The organism is Acidocella sp., assembly GCF_035535915.1.
Taxonomy (GTDB): Bacteria; Pseudomonadota; Alphaproteobacteria; order Acetobacterales; family Acetobacteraceae; genus Acidocella.
Genome location: NZ_DATLPB010000081.1, coordinates 24,194 through 49,078, shown reverse-complemented (window position 1 = coordinate 49,078; position 24,885 = coordinate 24,194). Strand labels below are relative to the sequence as shown.

Genomic DNA, 24,885 nt, shown 5'->3' with positions numbered 1-24,885 from the left:
GGAGAGTTCTCATGCGTATCTTCATGACCGGCGCCGCTGGATTCATCGGCACCGCTACAACCCGGGAATTGATCACGAATGGCCACCAGGTGGTGGGCCTCGCCCGCTCCGACGCCAACGCCGCGGCGCTGAAAGCGGCCGGCGCGGAGGTGCATCACGGTTCGCTCGAAGATCTCGACAGCCTGCGCGCGGGCGCGGCTGATGCCGATGGCGTGATCCACCTCGCCTTCATCCATGATTTCTCGAAATTCGCGGAGAACGGGCAGATCGACAAACGCGCCATCGAAGCGATGGGCGATGTGCTGGAGGGCACCCACAAGCCCTTCATCGTCACCTCGGGAACGGGTCTCATCGCACCGGACGTGGTGATCACTGAAGAGATGCGACGTGACGCCAGCGCGCATGTTCCGCGCGTGTCTGAACAAGCCGGCCTGGCTTATGCGTCACGCGGCGTGCGCGCGATGGCAATACGCTTGCCGCAAGTGCACGGCGGTGACGGCAAGGCGGGCTTGATCACGTATCTATTCGAAGACGCGCGCCAAAAAGGCACCGCCGCTTATGTCGGTGATGGCAGCGCCCGTTGGGCCGCGGGGCATAGGCTGGACGTCGCCCGCCTCTACCGGCTCGCATTGGAGAAAGGCGTGGCGGACGGCATCTATCATGCCGTTGGTGAAGAAGGCATACCCCTGCGTGAAATCGTCGAGGTGATTGGCCGCGCTCTGAATGTGCCCACGGTCTCGATCAAACCGGAAGAAGCCGGCGATTATTACGGCCCGCTCGCAATGTTCGCCGGCCTCGATATGCCCGCATCCAGCGCTTTGACGCAGAAATGGCTGGGCTGGACACCGACGCAGATCGGCCTCATCGCGGACATCGGCCAGCCAGGTTATTTCACGAGCTGAAAAACCGCCTGGCTCATCGTCATCATCAGCTTCTGTGCTGCGTCTCGGCGATGAGGCACGATCTTTGGAGACTCGGACCGTGGCAAAAAAATAGCATACTGCAGAGTGGTTGCGGGGCCTCGCAACCACTCTGCCGAACACAGCTCACCGCCCCTCACGGCGGCAAAGAGGCGTTATGCCACCACGCATCCGGTTCCGATCAATTTATCGACCGGCTGGTTCGCTTGGTCGCCCCACTGTCATGACGCATTGAGCTTAACGTCAAGCGTATCAAGAGCCCTCTGAAAGACTCCCTCATGTACCATGGGGATCAGTTGCACATCGTCATTCGCCGATGCCGTCCAGTCAGCTGTCCACACGGCAAGGCACCCATCCGCTGAGGTTACTGGATGAAGTTCCACGCCGGAATGATAATTCATCCAAGGTAGTGCGCTCGCGTTGATTTTGTAACGAAAGGCGCAGTCGGGGTCGGACATATAGGTCAGTTGCTCGTGTAACTTCCCATCGCCGAACCGAAAGTCGCGCACGCCGGAGATTTTGTCTGACCGCACATTACCGAGCATATGCATATCGGAGATCTCGGGATGCCACCCATCCATGCCGGCAAAGTCTCGCATCTCCTGCCAGACCCGAAGATGCGGCGCGCGAAGCACCGAGGAACAAAAAACCTTGGCGGGCCGGAACCCTTGCCACCGCACGGCATTTGCCGGAGCGGCCGCCCCCTTCAGCTGCGTGACCAATGCCGCCAAGCCGGGCGCGAAAACGGCCTTGGAGACAATGTCCGTATAAACGCCCTGATCCTCGCCTCGCTCATCAAAGGTCGCCGACCAGCGTGCGAAGGTGACATTGCCGTTCGTGACGGGAATGAGCTCGATGGTGGCGACGTAGTTCGCCACCGGAAATGCGGGCGTCTCAAAGTTATACGAAAACCTGTAGCGACTGTCGTCTAGCATCAGGAGGCGCTCACGCGCGTGACCGCCATCTTTAAACTGTAGCGACCTTATGCATCCCACGGCATCCGCGTCCAGGCCGTTCTCGATCGCGGAGCTTGCAATCGCGGGATGCCAGGATGCCAGCGCGCCGAAATCGCGGATCGCGGCCCATACGGCCTCGACCGGCGCATCGATGATGGTGCTCGCATAACCAACGGCCATGAAATTTTTCCTTCTCTGATCAGCGTGTGATATGTTTGAAGCGGCGGGTCTGCTCGATCAGCGCGGCTTCGCTCGGCAGGCGTTCCATGCTGGAGGCGCCGTAGAAGCCATGACAATCCGGGCAGCGCGCAAGGATGTACTGTGCGTCGTTGGGCTCGGCAATAGGGCCGCCATGGCAGAGCAGGATGATATCGGACCGCACCGCGCGGCCGGCCGCAGCAATGGCGTTGATCCGCGCCACGCAATCGTCCAGTGTCATGGAGGTGGTCGCGCCGATCGAACCGCCGGTGGTCAACCCCATATGTGCAACCAGGATGTCTGCGCCCGCTTGCGCCATCGCGCGCGCATCGTCCGGGGTGAAGACATAGGGCGTCGTCAGAAGGTCCTTGGCATGCGCCATGCGAATCAAATCTACCTCCAGCCCATAGCTCATGCCGGTTTCTTCTAACGAGGTGCGAAACGTTCCGTCGATCAACCCGACGGTCGGAAAATTCTGCACACCGGAGAAACCAAGCGCGCTGAGTTGATCCAGAAAATGGTCGAAGTGACAGAAGGGATCGGTCCCGTTGACGCCGGCGAGCACCGGTATTTTTCGTACCACCGGCAAGACCTCGCGCGCCATCTCGACGACAATGTCATTCGCGTTACCATAGGCAAGCATGCCTGCGAGCGAGCCGCGGCCGGCCATCCGGTAGCGCCCGGAATTATAGATGACGATCAGGTCGATGCCGCCGGCTTCCTCACATTTGGCCGAAAGACCGGTGCCGGCCCCACCGCCCAAGATCGGTTGTCGGTCACGGACCATGGCATTGAAGCGGCTCATTATGTCGGCACGACGAATCCTGGGCATTTTATGCATTCCTCATGATGTTATGAAATTGGTCCAGCAGGGCGGCTGAGAAGCGCGGGTCGTTGAGCGCGTGTGGCACACGGATCAGCCGGCGCTGGTCGGTCTGGCGCACGGTCCGCTCCAACGCCTCGAAGAGGGCCGCGTCCGCAGCGGGGTCATAAAACGTCGCACCCGGTGCATCCAAGGCTGAAACGCCGCCCATCGGCAGCAGGAACCTGACCGGACCTTGACAACGGTTGAGACGTTCGCCGATCCATTCTCCGATCAGGGCATTCTCCTCCGGAGTCGTCCGCATGAGCGTCACTTGGGGGTTATGTATATAGAGGTTGCGGTCACGATAGTGCGCCGGCACGGTGTCCAGCGCGCCAAAATTTACCATGTCGAGCGCGCCGCAGGATCCGATATAGGGCAAGCCGGTTCTGGCAATGGCGCCGAAGCGATCCGTTGTGCAGGGAAAAACGCCCCCCATCAGCAGATCGCAGACCTCGGTGGTGGTGACGTCGATCACCGCAGCGACCAGACCGGAATCCGCCAGCTTCTCCATGGACTGGCCGCCTGTGCCCGTGGCGTGGAACACCAGACAATCATGCGTGTCCCGCAGCAATTCAACGAGGCGGTTCACGCAAGGAGTCGTCACGCCAAACATCGTAATGCCCACCGCCGGCCGGTCGGAGGCAGACATTTGCGGCGGTGTGCAGACCATGCCCGCCATGGCGTGGGCCGCGTTTGCCAGAACGATCCGGGAAATACGGTTAAGTCCCGCAAGGTCGGTTACCGAATACATCATCGAGATATCGCTGGCGCCGACATACGGCGCCACGTTACTGGACGCGACGGTCGAGACGAGCAGCTTCGGCACGCCGATCGCCAAGGCCCGCATCGCCGGTGCGATAAGCGCGGTGCCGCCAGAGCCGCCCAGCCCGAGCACGCCTCCGATATCGTCACGCGATTGAAGAAAGCGTTCCAGGGCGATGGCCATCGCCGCGATCGACCGGCCCCGGTCTCCCGTAAAAACCGCCTGAGGCCCTTCCGGATGATAGCGCGCCACCTCCGCCGGCTCGACATCAGCACCCGGGCCCTGCGCGTAAGTTGAAACGTCGACAATGCATGCGGCCACGCCCTGTTCGAGGGTGATTTGCTTCACGTAGCTCAGTTCCGCGCCCTTGGTATCGCATGTCCCCACGATATAGACGGCTTTTTGTGACATCACTTCCCCCTTGTCCCGCACCCCCTGCCCTATTTCCGGCGCCGAACGAGCGCCACGGCAGGTCTGCATTTGCCGCCAATTCGGCGGCATCGGTCTTGAACGCCCCTGCGGGGCATCATCGCTCCCTGGCCGCCGGCGTCATTCCAGCGCCACGGCCGAACATTCACCACGATCAGGAGACGGGATCGCGGCGAATGGGGCGTTACGATCAGATCGCAACCCAACAACCGTCCTCACTGGAGCGCAGACAAGCCGTGATGAGGGCGAGGCCGCGCAGCCCATCCTCAGCGTTCGGCAGCGCTCTCAAATCGAAGCTCCCCGTGCGCGCCGCGAGAATCGCATCGGCGGCCTCGCGGTAAAGATTGGCGAAGGCCTCCAGATAGCCTTCCGGATGACCTGACGGCACCCGGCTCGTCGCGCGCGCCGCGTCAACGACGCCCGCACCGTTGCGCCGCAACAGCTGTTTCGGCGCGCCAAGCGGCGTAAACCACAATTCTTCCGGCGCTTCCTGGCGCCATTCAAGGCCGCCGCGCGTACCATAGACCCTGAGCGAAAGGTTGTTGCCGTTTCCGACAGCAATCTGACTCACCCAGATGCTCCCCTTTGCGCCCGATGCGTAGCGCAACAAAATACCTGCATCATCATCGAGGCGGCGGCCCGCCACGAAACTGGTCAGATCGGCTAGCAAATGCGTCGGTTGTTCTCCGGTCACGAAGCCAGCAAGATTGAAGGCATGCGTGCCGATATCACCGATTGCGCCGCCGAGGCCCGCCTTGGCCGGATCTGTCCGCCAGACGGCCCCCGGCACACCACGATGCTCCAGCGGTTCGGCGAGCCAATCCTGTGCATATTCCGCCTGCACGCGACGCAGCGTGCCAATCTCGCCTGCCGCCACCATGGCGCGCGCCTGCCTGATCATGGGATAACCCGTATAGGTATGGGTCAGGACAAAAATCTTGCCCGACCGCCTGACATGCGCCGCCAGCGCTTCGGCTTCCGCGAAAGTAGCCGTCATCGGCTTCTCGCAGATCACGTGAAACCCGGCATCAAGCGCCGCCATCGCCGCCGCTCCATGCAGATGGTTCGGCGTGACGATCACCACCGCCTCGGCGCCATCATCACGTCGTGCCTCAGCGGCAAACATGGCCATTTCATTCTCATAAACTCGGCCTTGATCGATGCCGATGGCAGCTGCAGAGGCGCGCCCGCGCACGGGATCCGCATTGAACACGCCGGCGACGAGTTCGAACCGATTGTCCATACGCGCCGCGATACGGTGCACCTCGCCGATAAACGCGCCGCTGCCGCCGCCAATCATCGCCAGCCGAACACGCTTCGCCACGGTCATCATGCCGTCCTTTGCGCTAAGCCGAGCAGCCGGCGATTGCCCGCCACGTCCACGCCGCTCCGCGCGAAATCGTCAAAGGCATGCTCGGTCACGCGAATGATGTGATCGCGTATGAAGCTGGCACCTTCGCGCGCGCCATCCTCGGGGTGCTTGAGCGCGCACTCCCATTCCAGAACCGCCCAGCCGGTGAAATCGTATTGCGCCATTTTCGAGAAGATCGCGCCGAATTTCACGTTGCCGTGCCCAAGTGAACGGAAGCGGCCAGGACGTTCCACCCAGCCCTGATACCCGCCATAGACGCCGCTGCGTCCGGTCGGATTCAATTCCGCGTCCTTCACATGGAAGGCTTTGATCCGCTCGTGATAAATATCGATAAAGGCGAGGTAGTCGAGCGCCTGCAGCACGAAATGTGACGGGTCGTAGAGGATATTCGCCCGCGGATGCCCGCCGACGGCTTCGAGAAAGCGTTCGAAACTGATGCCGTCATGAAGATCCTCCCCCGGATGGAGCTCGAAAGCGAGATCCACGCCTGCCGCGTCGAACGTATCCAGAATCGGCTGCCAACGCCGGCCGAGTTCGGCAAAGGCCTCGTCGACCAGCCCCGCCGGACGCTGTGGCCATGGATAGATGAACGGCCAGGCGAGCGCGCCGGAAAAGCTCGCATGCGCGGTAAGACCGAGATTGGCCGAAGCACGTGCCGCGAGCCTGAGCTGCGCGGTCGCCCAATCGGTACGCGCGGCCGGCTTACCGCGCACGGCTTCGGGGGCAAAGCCGTCGAACAACGCGTCATAGGCCGGATGAACGGCGACCAACTGCCCCTCGATATGAGTGGCAAGTTCGGTAATCTGCACCCCGATCTCGGCAAGCTTGCCGCGCAGCTCGTCGCAATAGGCGCGCGATTCAGCGGCCAGCGCGAGGTCGAACAGACCTGCGCTGGTCGGCACCTGGATGCCGGCATAGCCAAGCCCCGCGGCCCAGCGGGCGAGATGCTCCAGCGTATCGAATGGAGCTCGATCGCCGACGAATTGTGCGAGATAAATTCCGGGGCCTCGTATCGTCTTCATGAGACTGTCCTCCCTAATTCGAAAAAAGCACGCGACATTTTAAAAAAGCGGCGCAAAATTTTTTCTTATCGGACGCCAGTGATACTGAAACGGCACCGGCCAAAACCAACAAAAAATGGGTCGGATCTGCAAATGCCCCCCGCTTGCGCGGGGAACGAAGTTTCTTGACCGGCTCAGAACGGTGAGTTCGGGAAGTAATAGTCTTTCGCGTTTTCTTTGGTCACCAAGGTGGCGTCCAGCGCATAGGTTCCCGACACGACCACGCCGTCGTACAGATGGGCTGCGGTGATCTCCATGGCCGTTGCGACCATCGTATCCGGATACAGTACATCCACCGGCACCATCTTGTCGCCATCCATGACTTTCTTGATGAATTGCTTCGACCCCGCACCACCGATGATATACTTAACATCAGTTCGCTTTGCCTGCTCGATTGCCTGCAGAACGCCGACGCCCATGTCATCATCCTGACACCAGACGACATCGATATGCTTGTATTTTGTCAGAAAATCCTGCATCACTTTGAAAGCGTCGTCACGATTCCAATTTCCGTACTGCTTTGCAAGCACCGTGACGTTACTGCCTTTGATGGCGTTATCGAAGCCGTTCTGACGTTCTTGATCGATCGGAATCGGCAATCCGCGGATCACGACGACCTTGGCGTCCGGCGTATGCTTCTTGATATAGTCTCCGGCAACAAAACCGAGCCCGTAATTGTTTCCCGCGATATAGACGTCACGCACGGAACCGTCGTTGACAGAAGGAGATCGATCGACGAGCGTGACGAATACTCCCTGGGACTTCACCTGCTTGATCGCGTTCACCAACGGGTTAGGGTCAATCGGGAGGATAACAAGCGCGTTCATGCCCTCCGTAGTCAGGTCTTCGAGTGCGTTGGCTTGGCTGACCGGATCCGACGAGGTCCTGACAATGACCTTCAGTCCTGGATGTTCAGCCTCCAACAATTTGGCCACTCGTTCAGCTTGGTAGATGATCCCACCGGCCCATCCGTGATCCGCGGTCGGAACCGACACGCCGATCGTATAGTTCTCGGCTTGCGCGCGGCTCCCTGCGCCTGCGGCGATGAGCGCCGCGACAGCGAACGTTAGAAGTTTCTTTTTCACTCTTTCTCTCCCCTTGTGCAGGTTATTTTTTCGTGACCCGGGAGACCTGCTCCGCCCGGTTTTCTGTTTATGATTTTCGAATCAGAGAGCGCTGAACGAGCATCGCAATGATAATGATTGCACCTTGGATTGCGCTGATCAAATATTCGCTGGCGTAATTCGACAGGATCATGATGTTGCCGACAATCTCGAGGATGAACGCCCCGCAAATCGATCCCCAGATGCGCCCGACGCCGCCGGTGAGGGCAGTACCTCCGATGATGACCGCGGTGATCGCCTGCAACTCCCACATAATTCCCGTCATAGCTGTGGTTGAGCCGAGCCGCGGCACATACAGAACAACAGCGATAGAGACACACAAACCTTGCAGGACATAAGTGATGATTCGTACGCGACTGACAGAGATTCCAGAATACCGAGCCACGTCCTCGTTTGAACCAACTGCAGCAACGTGACGACCGTAGCCGGTTCGGAACAGAAGGAACGCGCCAATGCCAGCAACGACGAAGATAATGATGATGGGAACCGGGATCGTTAATACGTTTCCGAAATACACCGGCCTGGAAATAGTCTGCAAATCCGTCGAATTCAGGGAGATGGACCCACCCTGCGACAGCCAGGTTGTCAGACCACGAAAGACACCCATGGTTCCGAGCGTTGCAATGAAGGGTTCAATTCTTCCTTTGGTGATAATAAGACCGTTTGCAAAACCGCACAAAGCGCCGGCGACGATCGACATCATCACCGCGACCATGAGGAAAAGGATTGGATTCGCTATAAGACCTGTGTTCAGGAACAGAATCACGAGACTCGCGACAAAAGCCACCATCGATCCGACAGACAAGTCAAGCCCACCTGCGGTAATCACAAAGGTTGCTCCAACCGCTATGATCGCGACAAACGCACTCTGGGTAAGAACATTTAGCAAGTTTCCCAAAGTCAGAAAACGATCGCTCGATAGCGCCCCCAGGACCAGAAGGAGTGCCAAGGCAACAAAGGGCGCCACCGCTCTCATGTCGACCTCAGACCATCGGCGTATCTTTCTACGTCCGCCCCTCTCCTCGGCAATGCTTTCCGAACTCATGCAACGTCTCCCACAGTCGTCATCCTAACAGCCATCTTTGCGTTCGCACCGGTCGCAAGAACCACGATGTCCGTTTCGGTCATACGTTCGCCCGTCACCTCGCCGACAATTTGCCCTGCGCGCATAACAAGGATGCGATCGCAAATGCCAATCAACTCCGGCATCTCAGATGATACAACGATTACTGATCGACCTTCCTCGGCAAGTCCGGCGATGAAATTGTAGATCTGTTGCTTCGCACCAATGTCGATGCCACGCGTCGGTTCGTCGATGATGACAATCTTCGGGTCAAGCAACATCATCTTGGCCAAAAGAAGCTTCTGCTGATTACCTCCTGAGAGCTGTCCGGCCAGAAGATCCTTGCGCCCTGTCTTAATCTCGAAATCGTTGATTGCCTTGTCTAGCGCAGCGGCCTCGGCTGCTTGATTGATCCCAACACCGCGAACGAACCGAGACAGTGAGGCCAGCGTCAGGTTCACCTGGAGATTTCGATCGAGCAGAAGCCCTTTGCCTTTCCGGTCCTCGCTTAGATACACGATACCGGCCTTTAGACTGGCGCCTACCGAAGCAAAATGTATCGCCTCGTTGTTCAGCCTTAGCGTGCCCCTGCCGGATCGTAAGCCGACGACACCCTCCATTAATTCAGTTCGGCCGGCGCCCACAAGGCCGGCAAACCCAAGGATTTCGCCCCGCTTCAGCTTAAAGCTTGCGTCGCGAACATAGCCCGGGACGGAAAAGTCCTGGACTTCCAACACCATTTTTTCTTCGGTCTGGTAGGTCCGATCCGGATAGAGCTTGGCGACATCCCTGCCGACCATGCGTCGCGCCATATCCACCGGCTCCATCTCGCCGGCCTCCTGCGTGGTCACAAGTCGCCCATCGCGCAGGACGCTGATGCGATCGGATATGGCCTTTACCTCGGGAAGTCGGTGCGAGATGTATAAAATCGCCACCCCTTTGGCCCGGATATCCTCGACAATCCGGAGCAGGGCGTCGGTTTCGAAGGGGGTCAGCGAGGCCGTCGGTTCATCGAATATCACCACGCGATGTGGAACCAGAAGCACGCGCGCGATCTGTACAAGTTGGCGTTGAGCAATCGACAATCGCCTGACAATCGCGTCAGGATCAATCTGCGCGCCGAGCTCTTCCATAGCCTTGCGCGTGCGTACCCGCATGACGCGATCGTTCAGCATCACGCCGCGACGGAGTTCTCGACCCAGATAGAGATTCTGAGCCACCGTTAGATCCGGCGCCAGAAGAATTTCCTGATGAACGAGGGCTATCCCCAACGACTCGGCAATAACGGGATTTGATAGATTGATTCGTTCGCCGTCCATCCTGATCTCGCCGGAAGACGGCTGCAAATGGCCGGCGAACAGTTTCATCAGGGTCGATTTTCCTGCGCCGTTCTCGCCAATGATCGAATGAACTTCACCTGCTCGGACCTCGAGCGAAAGGTCGTGCAACACCTTCACCGGTCCGAAGGATTTTGAGAGGCCCACCGCTTGGAGCGGCACCCTTTCGGCCGAAATTTGTCCGCCCGAATGAGGGTGCAAAAACAAGTTACTCATGCGAGCCTCTTGAGGCACACCGACGCCGTCGAACTCACGGCACCGCCGAGGCGATTTTGCATCGTCTGTTCCCCCCACTACCTGCAGATCCGCGGGTAACGCAGATATGCAGCAAGCCTTTAGGCTTTGTTATTTATAGAACATTCGAACAATAGGCGTCGTAAATTACAGAGAGTAAAGCCTTACAACGGATATTAGCAACACGTTTCAGGAATTCGGCATTTCGATATTTACCGAATATGCCCTCAATGTTCCCGCCCAGTTGTGTCTTCTTTGTTGACAACGGCCGAGATCAAGGCTTGGGCGATCCAATTAATTGTTTGCTCGACATCATCCTGCTCCATTTTCCAAATATCTTTGAGAACAACAAAAGCTTCAATGCCGAAAATGAGTGATAGCCCCTTGGCCAGCCGATCAAGGTCTTGCTCGCTTGCAGTCCCGCGCAACGGCGCCACCACATTTTGCAGGAGACCCACGCGATGCCCGCGATTGAATGGCACCTCTGTGCCGAGCGTACCCGCCCTTCTCTTGGCCCATTGGTCCAGGGAAAGCTTCAGAGCGGCACGAAATGTCGCCTCGAACTCCCCTATCCTCTGCAGCGAAACTTCCATCAGGTTGGCCACGCGCTCGTTCACATCTGTGGAGTGAGGACTCCAATCGAGAATTGGCCCTAATGCCACGTCTATAACAGCGTCGACGAGCGCGGCTTGACTTGGAAAATAGCGATAGGACGTCGCCCGCGAGACGCCGGCTGCCTCTGCAACGTCACTCACCGAAGGATTCTGCCCGTCCTGCATCAGCCCGATTGCGGCCTCGAGCATGAGGCGCATGGTCCTGGCGCGCGCTCCCCTTCCGTCAGGATCAACAATGGTTACGTGCTTGTGTGAGACGCCCATATCATAATGATATTGGCGTCGCAAAGTTTGTCAACGGTGTCAAATTTCATCGATGATGATCATACGGCCACCGCAGGTTCGACCGACAGGGCCGGCCGCCTTACGCGACCAAACCGGACATTGCGTGTTTCGCTGGAGCTCAGATGGTCTGGATTGTCTCTCATTCTGCGAGCGTTCGAGCCTCCGGTGCAGCCTCTTTCGCCTTCCAAAAGGCGACCCTAAATGATCGAAGATCGATCGGTTTTGATTCCGGGATGAACAGGGCCAGCAAAGCCCCCAAGGCCACACAGCCGGCCAGCGCCAGAAAGCCAATCAGGAAGGAATGCGTCCTGGCCTGCAAATAGCCCATCAACCAGGGGCCGGTCAGGCCACCGAGATTGCCGACCAGTCCGATAACCGCCAGCCCCAGTCCGGCGGCCCCCGCTGGCAGGATCTGCGTCGGAATCGCCCAGATCGGCGCCTGCTTGGCGAAGCCTGCGGCGGTCGCGATCGTCATGAAGAGGATGGTGAGCCAAATCGACGTTATGTGCGCGTGCGCGAGCCAGAGAAGACCGAGCAGGCCAATTAAAACACCAACCGCTGACGCGAACACGACAATCTTGCGGTTCTGCAGGCGATCTGAGATCCAGCCTGCATAGATCAAAACGAATACGGCGACGAAGTTCGGGATCATCAGAAGCAGGCCGGTACCGGTCGACCCCACGCCGAGATTCTTAACGATTGTGGGCATCCACAACATAAGCCCGTATCCGCCCATGATCGCCAAAAAATAAGTGACCGTAATAAGCCAGACCACCGGATGGATCATAGCTTTCCACCCGACGCTCAATGCGAGCGGAACCAGTGTCCGCCGCTCTTCGGCGAGGCGCCTCTCCAAATCGTCACGTTCTTCCGCGGCCAACCATTTCGCAGCGCTGGGACTGTCGTCAATTGCGAGCCACCATATGAGCGCCCAAGCGAGCGGAGGCAGCCCTTCGAAGATGAGCATGTCCCGCCAGCTGAAGGCGCTGACGAGCCAGCCGGAGAGTGGCGCTGAGAGCAGCGCGCCTACGGGCAGGCAGATCTGAAACAACGCGTTCGCCGTGGCTCGCTCGTTTCGCGGAAACCATCTCGAGATGAGTATCAACACCGCCGGCCAGAGCCCGCCTTCGGCGACGCCCAAAAAGAAACGGGCCCAAAGTTCTTGCCTTTCGGTCTGAGCCAGGCCGCTGCAGACGGCAAAAGCCGCCCACGCGATCAGCAGTAACGTGACCCAAAGTTTTGCCCCCCAGCGGTCAGCGATATAGCCGCCAGGAATCTGCAGAACTGTGTAGCCGGCGAAGAAGGCGCCAAACGTGAGGCCGATCGCGGCCGCATTGACATGGAACGAATGTGCCATTCCCTGAGCGGCGAAACTGATGTTGACGCGGTCCATGAAGGCAACCGTGTACATCAAAAAGGCAATCGGAATGATCCGCAGCCATCGTGTTCCTTGGCCTGTCCCAACCACGTGCTTTCCTCCGCAAAATGCACTTTATCGTGCGATTATGATTTAATTTATCGAGCTTGAACCGGAGGCTCTGCTTTATCTGCCTTAACGGCCTTAACGGCGTCGCAGGATCCGACCTCCATCTGGCGCGGCTCGTTTCGACTTCGCGGCTATCGGCCGACCGCCGATGAGATGGAACTCTCATCGGCTGGACCCGTCCCGATGCCTGCCCACCGGTTAGTCGGTCAGAGCCGCATAGGTCAGAATCCGTGCTTCGCGGCGGATTGGGTAAGTCCAGGAAGGCATAAGTTGCGTGAACAGAAGCACAGCCATGTCCTCGACCGGGTCGATCCAGAAAGCGGTGCTGGCGACGCCGCCCCAAGCATATTCTCCCCGCGTCCCCAGGATCTGCGCCTTTGCGGGGTCGATCATCACGGAGTAGCCGAGGCCAAAGCCGATGCCTTCGTAGGTCGATTCGCTGAAGCGCGCCTGCCCCATATCCGCCATATCGCCGCGCAGATGGTTGAGTGTCATGAGCTCGACGGTTTTGCGGCCCAGCAATCTCACCCCGTCCAGTTCACCCTTCTTCAACATCATGCGGCAAAAGCGGATATAGTCGCTTGCCGTGGAAACAAGTCCGCCGCCACCCGAGGCGATTGGACGTTTCCGTGCGTATCGGCTGTTGGCTGGATCGTCGATCACCTCAAGGCGGCCGCCTTCGCCGGGCTTGTAATTGGCGGCAAGGCGGGAGAGCTTCGCCGCGGGAACGTCAAACGCGGTGTCCACCATGCCGAGCGGGCCAATGATGCGCTTCTCCAGGAACTCATCGAAGGGTTGGCCGGAAATCACAGCAACGAGATGGCCAAGCACGTCAGTGGCGACGCTGTAATTCCATTCGGCCCCAGGCTGGGCGAGCAGCGGCATCTTGGCGAGCCTTTCGACCATCTCGCCAAGACTGCACTCGCCGAAGGTGAAGTCGATGCCGGCCTCCCGGTACATGGCGTCGACGAGAGTCGCGGCCATATTACCATTCGTGAAGCCGGCAGTGTGCGTCAGAAGATCGCGAAAAGTGATGTCGCGCTCCGCCGGTACACTTTCCCATTTGCCGCGCGCACCGCCGGTGAGCACACGCATATTTCCGAAACATGGCAGAAAGCGCGTGATGGGGTCGTCGAGCTGAAAGCGCCCCTCTTCGTACAACATCATGATGGCGGTCGAGGTAAGGGGCTTCGTCATTGAGTAGATACGAAAGATCGTATCCTGGCGAAGCGGCACGCCACGCTCGACATCGGCATTTCCACAGGCATGGACATGGGCAATCTGGTCCCGGCGCAGAACCACGGAAAGCAAGCCTGGCAACTTGCCGTCCTCCACCAGGCGCTGCGCCCACGCATCAAGACGCCCAAGCCGCTCCGAAGAGAGGCCGACAGTCTCTGGCCGGATGCTCTGAATAACGTCCATGGCATTAACTCCCGCGCCGGATAAAGCGCATATGATTATATTGTTGATATGACAGCTAATATGACGGATTGCAATTTGAAAAGGCAAGAGGTTGCGTCTGTTTCGATGTACAGCGCGGCGCGCAAGCGCAAGATCGTGTCGATGCAGCGATCTGCGACGTTGGCATCTTGAAGCCGCGATGATCGCGGCCCTACGCGAGGATCTAATGGCGCCGGACGCCGTCCGGAAATTCGTCGCGGAATTTACCAAGGAGTGGAACCGGCTGGCCGCCGAGTGCAATTCCGCTGACATACTTCGCGCCAGGCGATGTAATGCCGGGTGATATCATGCTCCTGAGTCCAGTACCCGGCTTCCCAGCCTATCACGGCGGTAACAGGGGGGCCGTTAGCGACAGGATGCCGCGCTTTCCAACATATCGACCTTGCTAAACATTCCCCGCCACTGGACAAACCTGCGGGAATTTGGCTCAAAATCATTCCATGCGGCCCGCAAGACCATGAAAATCCTGATCGCGGACCATGAGGGGCGCCATGGCGAGGCCCTGGCGGCGCAGTTGCGCGTGCAAGACGGCAGCTTGGTGGTCACGCTCATCCCGGGCTCTCAGGATCTGCTCGAGGCCGTTCAGCGCTGCGCCCCGGACGTCATCATCGTCGACATGGCCCGGCCCGACCGCGACGGCATCGATTCCGTCCGCCAGTTGAACGCGGTGCGGCAACTGCCCGTGGTGATGTTCGTGGACGATGACGACCCCGCCTTCATGGAAGACGCCATCGCGGCCGGGGTCATCTCCTATCATGTCCATGGCATGACCTTGCCGGCCATCAAGCCGATCCTCTCGACCGCGATGGCCTTTTTCCGCCGCGCCGTGGACGTGAACCAGCGCCTCGCGGCGGCCGAGCAACAGATCGCGGCACGGGAGGCAATCGACATGGCAAAACGCCTGCTGATGACGCAGGACGGCATGAGCGAGCCCGCGGCCCATAAATTCCTGCGCCGCCGGGCCATGGACCAGCAGAAAAGGCTGGTGGACGTGGCGCAGGCGCTGCTGGCGCAAAAGGACCCCAAGAATGGCTGAACCGCTCAAAATCGGCATACTCCGGCTCTGCGACGCGGCGCCGGTGATCGTGGCCCAGGACCAGGGGTTTTTCGAGGCACACGGGCTGCGGGCGGAAATCTCCGTCGAACCCTCATGGGCGAACATCGCGGACAAGCTCGGCTACGGGCTGCTGGATGCCGCGGTCATGCTCCCGCCCTTGGCTCTGGCCTGCGCCATGGGCTTGCGCGGCCGCAAGACGGCGCTCGCCGTGCCGATGTCGCTGAGCGCGAACGGCAACGCGATCGTCCTCTCCAATGCCTGGAAAGACTGGCAGGCGACGGACGCGGCCGGGCTGAAGGCGGCGCTGGCGGCCGGTGCGCCGAAACCCCGCCTCGCCGTCGTGCACGGCTACTCAACACACGATCTGCTGCTGCGCTACTGGCTCGCAGCGGAGGGCATGGACCCCGAGCGCGATGTCGAGATCACCGTGCTGCCCCCGGCAGAGACCATCAGCGGCCTGGCCGCGGGCGCGATCGACGGGTTCTGCGCCGGCGCCCCCTGGGGCCATGTGGCCGCGCGGGCGGGGCTTGGGGTCATCGCCGCCTTTTCCCAGGACATCTGGCAAAACCACCCCGAAAAATGCCTGGCCGTGCGCGCGGATTTCGCCGCGCGTCATGAGGGTTCCGTCCTGGCGCTGCTGGCGGCGCTGCGGCAAGCCTGCGCCTTCTGCGCGCAACCCGAAAACCGGGGCGCGCTCGCCTCTCTCCTCTCCCACGCCGCCTATCTTGATCTGCCCGCGGACCTGCTCGGCCAGGCCCTGGCACCGGAGGAAGGCGGACCGCAATTCGCCGAACCCTACCCTCACCCGGCGCATGCGCGTTGGTTCGCGGAGCAATTGGTCCGCTGGCACAAGGCCGGAGCCGACGCCATCGGCGCGGCGGAAACGCTCTACCGGCCGGACCTGTTCCAACGTTCCGGCGGAGGCTTCGCTGCGCCACGCGAGGAGATTTTTTGCAAAAATACTCGGCTGATTTAATTATTTTTTGATCATTTGATTAAACTATAGCCAAACAGACGTGCGAGCCCATCAGGAATGACGCTCGTTTAGGCGCTTTTAAGTCTGGCATAGAAGTTGCTGCATCACCCACAAGCGGCTCCTGCCGCCGGCGTGGCGGCCAAAGGCGGCGGCTTCAGCTCAGATCGAAAAATTCCCCGCGGGCCAAGGCCGGTTCGCAAGCGGCGCACGGCGCCGTGGCGAGGCTTTTCATGTCCGGCACCCAGCCCAAGAGCTTCCTCAAATCCGGTCATCTGCCGACTTTGGCGGCCGCCTTTCTGTATTTTGACTTCAGCTTCATGTGCTGGGTCATACTCGGCCCGCTCGGGATTCAGATCGCCACGGCGCTGCATCTCGACCCCGCGCACAAGGGGCTGATGGTGGCGATGCCGGTTCTGGCCGGTGCCATCTTGCGCATCTTCAATGGCATCCTCGTGGATCATGTCGGCGCCAGGCGCGCGGCGATCTTCGCGCAGCTCGTCGTGATCCTGGGGCTTGCCGTGGCGTGGCTGGTCGGGGTGCCGAGCTTCGATGCCGTGCTGCTGCTGGGCGTGGTGCTGGGCATGGCGGGCGCCTCCTTCGCCATCGCGCTGCCCATGGCCTCGCGCTGGTATCCGCCCGAGCACCAGGGCAAGGCGCTGGGGCTGGCGGGGGCCGGGAATTTCGGCACCGTCATCGCCGCCCTTGCCGCGCCCGCGCTGGGGCTGCGCTATGGCTGGATGAACCTGCTGGGCATGACGGCGATTTTCATGACGCTCGTGCTGGTCGTCTTCCTGGCCCTCGCCAAGGACGCGCCGGCACTGCCGAAGAAGCAGACACTCGCGGGCTATTTCGCGGTGCTGAAAATCGCCGATTGCTGGTGGTTCATGTTGTTCTACGCCGTCACCTTCGGCGGGTTCGTCGGGCTTTCCGCCTCGCTCAGCATCTACTTCCATACCCAGTACAGCCTCACGCCCGTGCAGGCAGGCAATGCCGTCGCCGCGTGCGTGTTCACCGGCTCGCTCTTCCGCCCCATCGGCGGTTGGATCGCCGACCGGATCGGCGGCATCCTGACGCTCTCCATCCTCTATGTCGTGGCCGCCCTGGCCCTGGTGGCGGTCAGCATCGGCTTGCCGACCCTGCCGATGGCGCTTGGGGCTTTCGTCATCGCCATGCTGGCGCTCGGCACCGGCAACGGCGCGGTGTTCCAGCTCGTGCCCGTGCGCTTCGGGCGTGAGATCGGCGTCATGACCGGCCTGGTCGGCTGCGCAGGCGGCATCGGCGGGTTCTATCTCGCCTCCTCACTCGGCTTCTCGAAACAGTGGACGGGCTCTTACCAGGCCGGGTTCCTCATCTTCGCCGGACTCGCGCTCGTCGCCTTCATCGGCATCAACATCGTCAAGCGCGAATGGCGCGCCAGCTTTAGCCGCGGCTACGCCGACGGCAGTTCGATCCGCATCTGACCTCAGGGAATCACGAAAATGGATATGGTGGTCCACCAAGCACAAAAACTCGTCGTCGTCGGCAACGGCATGGCCGGCATGCGCACGGTAAAAGAAATCCTCCAGCGCGCGCCGGGCAGGTTCGACGTCACGGTGTTCGGCGCCGAGCCGCACCCGAATTACGACCGCATCATGCTCTCGCCCCTGCTCGCGGGGGAAAAGACCTTCGAGCAGATCGTCATCAATTCGCACGAATGGTACATAAACAATAACATCGAGCTGGTCGCGGGGGAACATGTGGACTGGATCGACCGCGAGACGAAGACCGTGCGCGGCGCGAACGGCACCGTGCGGCCTTATGACGTGCTGCTGCTCGCCACCGGCTCCAACCCGTTCACGCTGCCGCTACCGGGCGTCAACCGGCCGGGCGTGATGACCTTCCGCTCCGTCGCGGACGTGGAGGATATGATCGCCGTCGCCGCCCCTGGCAAGAAGGCCGTCGTCATCGGCGGCGGCCTGCTGGGGCTGGAGGCCGCGCACGGGCTGAACCTGCGCGGCATGGATGTGAGCGTCGTGCACCTGATGCCGACGCTGATGGAACGCCAGCTCGACGCCTCCGCCGCGCATTTGCTGGAGCGCGCCCTCACCCAGCGCGGCATGACGATCTATACCAGCGCCAACACGGACCACTTCGATGGCGACGGCGAGGATGGCGCGGTTACCGCCGTGGTGCTGAAGGACGGCACGCGCATCGAGGCAGACCTCGTCGTCATGGCCGTTGGCATCCGCCCGAATTCCGGCCTCGCCCGCGCCGTGGGTCTGGCCTGCGAACGCGGCGTGGTGGTGGACGACCATATGTGCACCTCCGACCCGGCGATTTATGCCATCGGCGAATGCATCGAACACAACAAGCAATGCTACGGCCTGGTTGCGCCGATCTGGGACATGGCGAAGGTCGCCGCCGATCATATCTGCGGCGTGGCAAGCAGCGCGTTCACGCCCGTCGCCTCCGGCACGCGGCTGAAGGTCTCGGGGATAGAGATGTTCTCCGCCGGCGAATTCCTCGGCGACAAGACGACCGAGGACGTGGTGCTGCGCGACGCCGCGCGCGGCATCTATAAACGCCTCGTGCTGCGGGACAACAAGCTCGCGGGCGTGGTCTGCTTCGGCGACGCGCGCGACGCGGGATGGTATTTCCAGCTTCTCAAGGATGCCCAAGATCTCGCGGATCTCCGCGAGACGATGATCTTCGGTCCGGTCGCCGCTTCGGACCCGAGCGAAGCGTTGGCCGCGACGCCGGAGAGTGCCGAAATCTGCGGCTGCAACGGCGTGAAGAAAGGCGCGATCCTCGATGCCATCGCCGCGCACGGCCTGTGCAGCATCGACGACGTGCGCGCGCGGACCAAGGCCTCCGCCTCCTGCGGCTCCTGCACCGGCCTCGTGGAAGGGCTGCTGAAACTCTCTCTGGGCGCCGGCTACGCGCCCGCCGCCGTGAAGCCTATGTGCAAATGCACGAGCCATGGGCATGACGAGGTCCGCCGCCGCATCGTGAGCGCGGAGCTGAAGACCATTCCGGCCGTGATGCAGGCGCTCGAATGGCAGACACCGGACGGCTGCGCCTCCTGCCGACCGGCGCTGAATTTCTACCTCCTCTGCGCCTGGCCCGGGGAATATCAGGACGACGCGCAGTCGCGCTTCGTGAACGAACGCATGCACGGGAACATCCAGAAAGACGGCACGTACTCGGTCGTGCCCCGCATGTGGGGCGGCATGACCGACGCGGCGCAGTTGCGCGCCATTGCCGACGTGGTGGACAAATACAACATCCCTGCGGTCAAGCTCACCGGTGGCCAGCGCGTGGACATGCTCGGCGTGAAAAAGGAAGATTTGCCCGCCGTATGGAAAGACCTCAACGAGGCCGGGTTCGTCTCCGGCCACGCCTACGGCAAGGCGTTGCGCACGGTAAAAACATGCGTCGGTTCGGAATGGTGCCGCTTCGGCGTGCAGGATTCCACTGCCATGGGCATCGCGCTCGAAAAAGCCACCTGGGGCTCCTGGCATCCGCACAAGGTCAAGCTCGCCGTTTCCGGCTGCCCGCGCAACTGCGCCGAATCCACGATCAAGGATTTCGGCGTGGTGGCGACCGAGGCCGGGTGGGACCTGCATGTCGGCGGCAATGGCGGGATCAAAGTGCGCGCCACCGAACTTCTGTGCAAGGTCACGACGGAAGAGGAGGTCATGGAATATGCCTGCGCCTTCCTACAGCTTTACCGCGAGGAGGCGCGCTACCTCGAGCGCACCGCGCACTGGATCGAGCGCGTGGGGCTGAAATACGTGCAAGAGAAGATGGTGGACAACGCGGAGCTGCGCCGCAGCCTCTACGCCAAATTCCTGCATGCGCAAAGCTACGCGCAAAAAGACCCATGGGCAGAACAAACGGAAGACAAACAGGCGCAGAAATTCGGCGCGATGGCGGAGCTGGCATGATGGACGGGCTGCAGAAGGATGTTTTTTTCGCGGATATCGGCGCGCTGGAGGACATCCCCCGCCTCGGGGCGCGCTGCGTGAAGACCCCGGCGGGCGACATCGCCATCTTCCGCACGGCGCGCGATTCCGTCTTTGCGCTGCGCGATAAATGCCCGCACAAGAACGGACCGCTCAGCCAGGGCATCGTGCACGGCGAGTCCGTCACCTGCCCGCTGCATGGCTGGGTGATCTCGCTGCGCACCGGCGCAGCAGAAGGGCCGGATGTCGGATGCACCCCGCACTTCGCGGTGAAAATCGAGAACGGGCGGGTGCTGCTCGCCGTGTCCGCGCCGCTATGAACTCCACCTGCCCTTATTGCGGGGTGGGCTGCGGCGTGACCGTGAACGGCGGCGCCATCGCGGGCGACGCCGCGCATCCCGCGAATTTCGGCAAACTCTGCGTCAAGGGCTCGGCCCTGGCGCAGACGCTGGACGATTCCGCGCGCCTGACCACGCCCATCATCGGCGGTGCCTCGGCCAGTTGGGACGACGCGCTGAACCTGGTCGCACAGCGCTTCTCCGAAGCGATTGCACAATACGGGCCGGAATCGGTCGCCATCTACGGGTCCGGCCAGTTCCTGACCGAAGATTATTACGTGGCCAACAAGCTGATGAAGGGCTTCATCGGCGCCGCCAACATCGACACCAATTCCCGCCTGTGCATGGCTTCCACCGTCGCGGGCCACACCCGCGCCTTCGGCGAAGACGTCGTGCCCGGCTGCTACGAGGACATCGACGAAGCGGATCTCCTTGTCTTTGTCGGCGCCAACGCCGCCTGGTGCCACCCGGTATTGTTCGAACGCGCTCAGGCCGCCCGCATTGCGCGGGGGGCCAAAATCGTCGTCATCGACCCGCGTCATACCGCCACCGCGGCGCTCGCCGATCTGCACCTGCCCATCAGGCCGGAGGGCGATGTCGCGCTGTTCCAGCGCCTTCTCGCGGCCCTGTGTGAGCGCGGCAAGCTAGACAACGGCTTTATCGCGGCGCACACCTCCGGCTTTGCGGAAACGCTGGCGGCTGCGCATGACGATGCCGAAACCGGCCTCGACCCGGCCGCGCTCCAAACCTTCCTCAACTGGTTCTGCGACACCGAACGCACCGTCACGCTCTTCTCCCAAGGCGTGAACCAGTCGGCTTGCGGCTCTGACAAGGTGAACGCCATCACCAACGTGCACCTTGCCACCGGGCGCATCGGCCGCCCAGGCATGGGGCCGTTCTCCCTCACCGGCCAGCCGAACGCCATGGGCGGACGCGAGGTCGGCGGCCTCGCCAACCAGCTTGCCGCGCATCTGCGCTTCGAGACCGAATCCGACCGCGCCCTGCTGCGCGATTTCTGGAACGCCCCGCGCCTTGCCGAAAAGCCCGGCCTGAAAGCAGTGGACATGTTCGACGCCGTGCTGAACGGCCGGATAAAAGCCATCTGGATCGCCGCGACCAACCCCGCGGAGAGCCTGCCGCGCGCGTCGCGCGTGCGCGCGGCGCTGGAAGCCTGCCCCTTCGTCGCCGTCTCCGATTGCTGGCCCACGGCCACCACCCATCTCGCCAACGTCGTGCTGCCCGCCGCGGGCTGGGGCGAGAAAGACGGCACGGTCACCAACTCCGAGCGCCGCATCTCCCGCCAGCGCCCGTTCCGCGCCGCCCCCGGCATGGCCAGGCCCGATTGGTGGATCTTCACCGAAGTCGCGCACCGCATGGGCTTCCAGGAAGCCTTCTCCTATGCCAGCCCCGCCGATATTTTCCGCGAACACGCGGCACTTTCCGGTTTCCGCAATCAGGGAGCACGGCTGTTCAACATCGCCCCGCTGGCCGCGATGACTGACGAGGAATATGACGCGCTCCTCCCCGTCCAATGGCCGCTGAACCGCAAGCGCCTGTTCGCGGAAGGCGGTTTCCCCACGCCGGATGGAAAAGCGCGCTTCGTCCCCGTGACCGCTCCCGCGCCGGCGAAACGCGATGCCTCCTTCCCGTTCACGATGAACACCGGACGCCTGCGCGACCAATGGCATATGATGACGCGCACGGGCTTCGTGCCGTCTTTGATGACCAGCGCCGACGAAGCGAATTTCGAGATTTCCCCTGCCGACGCCGCGCAGCTCGGCGTGGTGGAAGGCGACCTCCTGCGCGTCACCACGCGCCATGGCCGCAGCGTGCTCCCGGCCGCGATCACGAAAGCCCAGCGTCCGGGCGAGATCTTCGCCGCCATGCACTGGACCAGCGCGCATAGCGGCGCCGGCAACGTCAATCAGCTCACCGGCCCGCTCTGCGACAAGCTCTCCGGGCAGCCCGCATTGAAGCACGAGCGTGCCGCCGTGGAAGGCCTGCAAGCGGCCTGGCATGGAATTCTGCAAAGCCGCGCGGGCACGATGCCGCATGGCCAGTTCCACGCCGCGCGCGTGCCGGTAGCCGGCGGCATGCACCGTCTCAGACTCTCGGGCTGGAAACCCCTGCCCCGTGACGCCGCCCTTTCCGACTGGGCCGCCCGGCTGTGCGGCGCTGACGCCGACGACGAACGCGTGGAGTTTTACGATTCCGCACGAAAAATCTACAGACTCGGGATTTTCCGCCATTTCAGGCTCGTGGCCTGCCTGTTCATCGCCCCCGCCAGACCGGCCCTGCCCGACGGCGCGGCCCTCTCTGCCCTGTTCGCCGCACCGGTGCAGCAGGCCAACCGCGCGGCGATCCTGCGTGGCAAGATCGGCGATTCGGGCCCGCGGGACCGCGTCGTCTGCGTTTGCCACAACGTTACGGAACGCGCGATCACAGGCGCCATCAAGGCGCAACGTCTCGCCTCGGTCGCTGCGATCGGCGCGGCCTGCAAGGCGGGCACAAATTGCGGCTCCTGCAAGGGCGAACTCGCGCAGCTGCTGACACAACTCACCTCGGAGCTTGTTTCATGACCAGCGCAAAAGTCTTTCTCGTCGGCGCCGGGCCGGGCGATCCTGAACTGCTCACGCTGAAAGCTTTCCGGCTGCTGCAGGACGCTGACGTGATCCTGCACGACAGCCTCATCGATCCCCGCATCCTCGGCCTCGCGCGCGCGGGTGCGCGGCAGATCGATGTCGGCAAACGTTGCGGCCGGCACAGCATGAGCCAAAACGAAATCTGCCGATTGCTGGTCGCGGAGGCGCTGCAAGGCCACAGGGTCGTGCGGCTGAAAGGCGGCGACCCGATGATTTTCGGCCGCGCCACGGAGGAGATGGAAGCGCTCGCCGCCCACGGCATCGCCTATGAGATCGTCGCCGGCGTCACCACAGCCACGGCCGCCGCCGCCTCCCTGCGCCTGTCCCTCACCCAACGCCGCGTCTCCCGCTCGCTGCACATTCTTACCGGCCACGGCGCGGACGGGAATCTGCCGCCGCACGACTGGGCGGCACTCGTCAATTCCGGCGGCACGCTGGCCGTGTATATGGGCGCCGAAACATTGTCCTGCCTCGCCGCGCATTTCATCGAGGCGGGCATGAACCCGTCTACCCCTGCGATCGCGATCGAGAATGTCAGCCGTCCGGACGAGCGGCGCATTCGCGGCACGATCGCCTCTCTCCCGTTCAAGCTGGAACAGGCTGCATCGAGCAGACCAACGCTCATCCTTGTCGGTGAAGCCTTGCGGGAGGAGATCGTACAGCTACCGTGTGAGGGAGCGAGCGAAGCGGATCGACCGAGCTCCCTCTTCCCCAATCAAACTGAACGGGTCAGCTCAGTACCGATACTGAGCTGACCCGTTAATTTTACTGCCTGCTCAGACCCACCAATGGTAGCCAAGCGCCAGATTGAGCACGACTCCATAGGTCAGGTAAATGAGCCAGAGACCGGTGAGGAACTGCCACAGGCCAACCAGCCTCGTGCCCAGCGTCCAATGGCAGAGGCGCGCCGGAATTTCGGTGATATAGACCAGCGTCAGCCCAAAAAACAGGATCGCAACCGGGGTGTCCCCGGCGCCGGCGAAGACGATCATGCCGAGGATCGAGAGCATGGTGAAGACGATCGCCATCCAGCCCTCGGGAACCGGGCTGCTGCCGATGAACCGACGGTGCGACACCGCGAACCAATGCACGCCATACGCGGTGAAGGCCACCGCCGCCATGTAGAGCGGCGCGGCATTGTTGAAAACGCCAAACCAGGTCAGGCCAATGATGAGATAGACGCCGGTGATGAACTGCATGAAGCCGGCCATCCAGGCGCCCCACATGGCAACCGTTTTTTCAACCGCCTCACTTCCCCCCTGCGGGTATTGGAACAACGCCTGGCCGCCCATCACCACATACCCGGTCGCAAGGCCGATGAAACCGATGGCGACAGGCCAAAACTTTGAAGAGTCAAAAACGACATTCAGAACTTCGTTATGCATGCTTTAGTTTACCCACAATATAAAACCAGGCGCGATATATATCGTAACACGATATAGTCAAGCATGGCTGATCTGGCCTGATAAGGGGCGCGCGTAAACGGAGCGCAGCCGGCTCAGCTCTTCGCGATGCGGGACGGACAAGGGCAATGCCGCTTCATCGTACGGCAACTATATTGGGTATGAGGGATACGGAATGAACCGACCGCTTTCCTCATCTAAATTGTTTGCAGGTCATCATGCACCAGGACCAGCGCGTGAACGATCAAGACATAAAGAAGGAAAATCAGAATTCCACAAACCGTCGCTGCAGCCGTTATAATGGCTGCCGTCATGAAGCTTTGTCCGGATGCCGGTTGGTCATGCGTCGCAATTCTT

21 protein-coding genes are annotated in these 24,885 nt (G+C 61.4%); 9 read left to right on the top strand and 12 right to left on the bottom strand.

Going from position 1 to position 24,885, the window contains the following annotated elements; genetic code table 11:
* The first annotated feature begins 11 nt into the window (after positions 1–11).
* Positions 12–902 (top strand): SDR family oxidoreductase, encoded by an 891-nt coding sequence (locus VNC39_RS10015; RefSeq protein WP_325398725.1) that lies wholly within the window; start codon positions 12–14, stop codon positions 900–902.
* Between the two features lie 239 nt (positions 903–1,141).
* Here the strand turns inward: VNC39_RS10015 and VNC39_RS10010 are convergent, their stop codons facing one another.
* The 11 genes from VNC39_RS10010 to VNC39_RS09960 form a co-directional block, all read right to left on the bottom strand.
* Positions 1,142–2,056, bottom strand: a complete 915-nt coding sequence (locus VNC39_RS10010; RefSeq protein ID WP_325398723.1) for an SRPBCC family protein — start codon at positions 2,054–2,056, stop codon at positions 1,142–1,144.
* Between the two features lie 19 nt (positions 2,057–2,075).
* Entirely contained in the window at positions 2,076–2,906 is an 831-nt protein-coding gene (locus VNC39_RS10005) for a phosphoenolpyruvate hydrolase family protein (RefSeq protein ID WP_325398721.1), read from the bottom strand.
* A gap of 1 nt (position 2,907) precedes the next feature.
* Positions 2,908–4,113 carry a Tm-1-like ATP-binding domain-containing protein gene (locus VNC39_RS10000; protein ID WP_325398719.1) on the bottom strand — a complete coding sequence of 402 codons (1,206 nt, stop codon included), beginning with the start codon at positions 4,111–4,113 and terminating at the stop codon, positions 2,908–2,910.
* A gap of 208 nt (positions 4,114–4,321) precedes the next feature.
* Positions 4,322–5,461: a Gfo/Idh/MocA family protein gene (locus tag VNC39_RS09995; protein WP_325398717.1), complete on the bottom strand. Its 1,140-nt coding sequence runs from the start codon at positions 5,459–5,461 to the stop codon at positions 4,322–4,324.
* Positions 5,461–6,525, bottom strand: coding sequence for a sugar phosphate isomerase/epimerase family protein (locus VNC39_RS09990; protein WP_325398715.1), 1,065 nt, complete (start codon positions 6,523–6,525; stop codon positions 5,461–5,463). Before VNC39_RS09990 ends, VNC39_RS09995 begins: the two co-directional genes overlap by 1 nt.
* 173 nt (positions 6,526–6,698) lie before the next feature.
* Positions 6,699–7,649: a substrate-binding domain-containing protein gene (locus tag VNC39_RS09985; protein WP_325398713.1), complete on the bottom strand. Its 951-nt coding sequence runs from the start codon at positions 7,647–7,649 to the stop codon at positions 6,699–6,701.
* A gap of 67 nt (positions 7,650–7,716) precedes the next feature.
* Positions 7,717–8,733, bottom strand: a complete 1,017-nt coding sequence (locus VNC39_RS09980) for an ABC transporter permease (protein ID WP_325398711.1) — start codon at positions 8,731–8,733, stop codon at positions 7,717–7,719.
* Complete coding sequence (locus tag VNC39_RS09975) at positions 8,730–10,304, bottom strand: sugar ABC transporter ATP-binding protein (RefSeq protein WP_325398709.1); 1,575 nt, start codon at positions 10,302–10,304, stop codon at positions 8,730–8,732. The genes VNC39_RS09980 and VNC39_RS09975 overlap by 4 nt, the downstream gene beginning before the upstream one ends.
* Before the next feature lie 245 nt (positions 10,305–10,549).
* Positions 10,550–11,125 carry a TetR/AcrR family transcriptional regulator gene (locus tag VNC39_RS09970; RefSeq protein ID WP_325398707.1) on the bottom strand — a complete coding sequence of 192 codons (576 nt, stop codon included), beginning with the start codon at positions 11,123–11,125 and terminating at the stop codon, positions 10,550–10,552.
* A 235-nt stretch (positions 11,126–11,360) separates the two neighbouring features.
* Positions 11,361–12,689: an MFS transporter gene (locus tag VNC39_RS09965; RefSeq protein ID WP_325398705.1), complete on the bottom strand. Its 1,329-nt coding sequence runs from the start codon at positions 12,687–12,689 to the stop codon at positions 11,361–11,363.
* A gap of 216 nt (positions 12,690–12,905) precedes the next feature.
* Entirely contained in the window at positions 12,906–14,129 is a 1,224-nt protein-coding gene (locus VNC39_RS09960; RefSeq protein ID WP_325398703.1) for a serine hydrolase domain-containing protein, read from the bottom strand.
* Between the two features lie 178 nt (positions 14,130–14,307).
* Between VNC39_RS09960 and VNC39_RS09955 the strand changes: the two genes are divergently transcribed.
* From VNC39_RS09955 to cobA, 8 genes are all read left to right on the top strand, one after another.
* The gene (locus VNC39_RS09955) at positions 14,308–14,451 is read left to right on the top strand and encodes a hypothetical protein (RefSeq protein ID WP_325398701.1); all 144 of its coding nucleotides are present in this window, start codon (positions 14,308–14,310) and stop codon (positions 14,449–14,451) included.
* Between the two features lie 174 nt (positions 14,452–14,625).
* The gene (locus VNC39_RS09950; protein WP_325398699.1) at positions 14,626–15,204 is read left to right on the top strand and encodes an ANTAR domain-containing response regulator; all 579 of its coding nucleotides are present in this window, start codon (positions 14,626–14,628) and stop codon (positions 15,202–15,204) included.
* Positions 15,197–16,201, top strand: coding sequence for a CmpA/NrtA family ABC transporter substrate-binding protein (locus VNC39_RS09945; protein ID WP_325398698.1), 1,005 nt, complete (start codon positions 15,197–15,199; stop codon positions 16,199–16,201). The genes VNC39_RS09950 and VNC39_RS09945 overlap by 8 nt, the downstream gene beginning before the upstream one ends.
* 230 nt (positions 16,202–16,431) lie before the next feature.
* Positions 16,432–17,661: a nitrate/nitrite transporter gene (locus VNC39_RS09940; RefSeq protein WP_325398696.1), complete on the top strand. Its 1,230-nt coding sequence runs from the start codon at positions 16,432–16,434 to the stop codon at positions 17,659–17,661.
* An 18-nt stretch (positions 17,662–17,679) separates the two neighbouring features.
* Positions 17,680–20,127 (top strand): nitrite reductase large subunit NirB, encoded by a 2,448-nt coding sequence (gene nirB, locus VNC39_RS09935; RefSeq protein ID WP_325398694.1) that lies wholly within the window; start codon positions 17,680–17,682, stop codon positions 20,125–20,127.
* Complete coding sequence (gene nirD / locus VNC39_RS09930; protein WP_325398922.1) at positions 20,127–20,465, top strand: nitrite reductase small subunit NirD; 339 nt, start codon at positions 20,127–20,129, stop codon at positions 20,463–20,465. The genes nirB and nirD overlap by 1 nt, the downstream gene beginning before the upstream one ends.
* On the top strand, positions 20,462–23,062 hold the full coding sequence (locus VNC39_RS09925; protein WP_325398692.1) for a molybdopterin-dependent oxidoreductase: 2,601 nt from the start codon (positions 20,462–20,464) through the stop codon (positions 23,060–23,062). The genes nirD and VNC39_RS09925 overlap by 4 nt, the downstream gene beginning before the upstream one ends.
* On the top strand, positions 23,059–23,880 hold the full coding sequence (gene cobA / locus VNC39_RS09920; RefSeq protein ID WP_325398690.1) for a uroporphyrinogen-III C-methyltransferase: 822 nt from the start codon (positions 23,059–23,061) through the stop codon (positions 23,878–23,880). Before VNC39_RS09925 ends, cobA begins: the two co-directional genes overlap by 4 nt.
* 21 nt (positions 23,881–23,901) lie before the next feature.
* Here the strand turns inward: cobA and VNC39_RS09915 are convergent, their stop codons facing one another.
* On the bottom strand, positions 23,902–24,510 hold the full coding sequence (locus tag VNC39_RS09915; protein ID WP_325398688.1) for a hypothetical protein: 609 nt from the start codon (positions 24,508–24,510) through the stop codon (positions 23,902–23,904).
* Positions 24,511–24,885: the final 375 nt, after the last annotated feature.

What these genes read in the sequence shown, in the direction of transcription:
- VNC39_RS10005 (WP_325398721.1), bottom strand. Translation starts at nt 2,906, where the DNA reads ATGCCCAGGATTCGTCGTGCCGACATAATGAGCCGCTTCAATGCCATG.
- VNC39_RS10015 (WP_325398725.1), top strand. Translation starts at nt 12, where the DNA reads ATGCGTATCTTCATGACCGGCGCCGCTGGATTCATCGGCACCGCTACA.
- VNC39_RS09975 (WP_325398709.1), bottom strand. Translation starts at nt 10,304, where the DNA reads ATGAGTAACTTGTTTTTGCACCCTCATTCGGGCGGACAAATTTCGGCC.
- nirB (WP_325398694.1), top strand. Translation starts at nt 17,680, where the DNA reads ATGGATATGGTGGTCCACCAAGCACAAAAACTCGTCGTCGTCGGCAAC.
- VNC39_RS09955 (WP_325398701.1), top strand. Translation starts at nt 14,308, where the DNA reads ATGATCGCGGCCCTACGCGAGGATCTAATGGCGCCGGACGCCGTCCGG.
- VNC39_RS09970 (WP_325398707.1), bottom strand. Translation starts at nt 11,125, where the DNA reads ATGCTCGAGGCCGCAATCGGGCTGATGCAGGACGGGCAGAATCCTTCG.
- VNC39_RS09945 (WP_325398698.1), top strand. Translation starts at nt 15,197, where the DNA reads ATGGCTGAACCGCTCAAAATCGGCATACTCCGGCTCTGCGACGCGGCG.
- VNC39_RS09915 (WP_325398688.1), bottom strand. Translation starts at nt 24,510, where the DNA reads ATGCATAACGAAGTTCTGAATGTCGTTTTTGACTCTTCAAAGTTTTGG.
- VNC39_RS09940 (WP_325398696.1), top strand. Translation starts at nt 16,432, where the DNA reads ATGTCCGGCACCCAGCCCAAGAGCTTCCTCAAATCCGGTCATCTGCCG.
- VNC39_RS09990 (WP_325398715.1), bottom strand. Translation starts at nt 6,525, where the DNA reads ATGAAGACGATACGAGGCCCCGGAATTTATCTCGCACAATTCGTCGGC.
- VNC39_RS09960 (WP_325398703.1), bottom strand. Translation starts at nt 14,129, where the DNA reads ATGGACGTTATTCAGAGCATCCGGCCAGAGACTGTCGGCCTCTCTTCG.
- VNC39_RS10010 (WP_325398723.1), bottom strand. Translation starts at nt 2,056, where the DNA reads ATGGCCGTTGGTTATGCGAGCACCATCATCGATGCGCCGGTCGAGGCC.
- VNC39_RS09925 (WP_325398692.1), top strand. Translation starts at nt 20,462, where the DNA reads ATGAACTCCACCTGCCCTTATTGCGGGGTGGGCTGCGGCGTGACCGTG.
- cobA (WP_325398690.1), top strand. Translation starts at nt 23,059, where the DNA reads ATGACCAGCGCAAAAGTCTTTCTCGTCGGCGCCGGGCCGGGCGATCCT.
- VNC39_RS09980 (WP_325398711.1), bottom strand. Translation starts at nt 8,733, where the DNA reads ATGAGTTCGGAAAGCATTGCCGAGGAGAGGGGCGGACGTAGAAAGATA.
- VNC39_RS09995 (WP_325398717.1), bottom strand. Translation starts at nt 5,461, where the DNA reads ATGACCGTGGCGAAGCGTGTTCGGCTGGCGATGATTGGCGGCGGCAGC.
- nirD (WP_325398922.1), top strand. Translation starts at nt 20,127, where the DNA reads ATGGACGGGCTGCAGAAGGATGTTTTTTTCGCGGATATCGGCGCGCTG.
- VNC39_RS09950 (WP_325398699.1), top strand. Translation starts at nt 14,626, where the DNA reads ATGAAAATCCTGATCGCGGACCATGAGGGGCGCCATGGCGAGGCCCTG.
- VNC39_RS10000 (WP_325398719.1), bottom strand. Translation starts at nt 4,113, where the DNA reads ATGTCACAAAAAGCCGTCTATATCGTGGGGACATGCGATACCAAGGGC.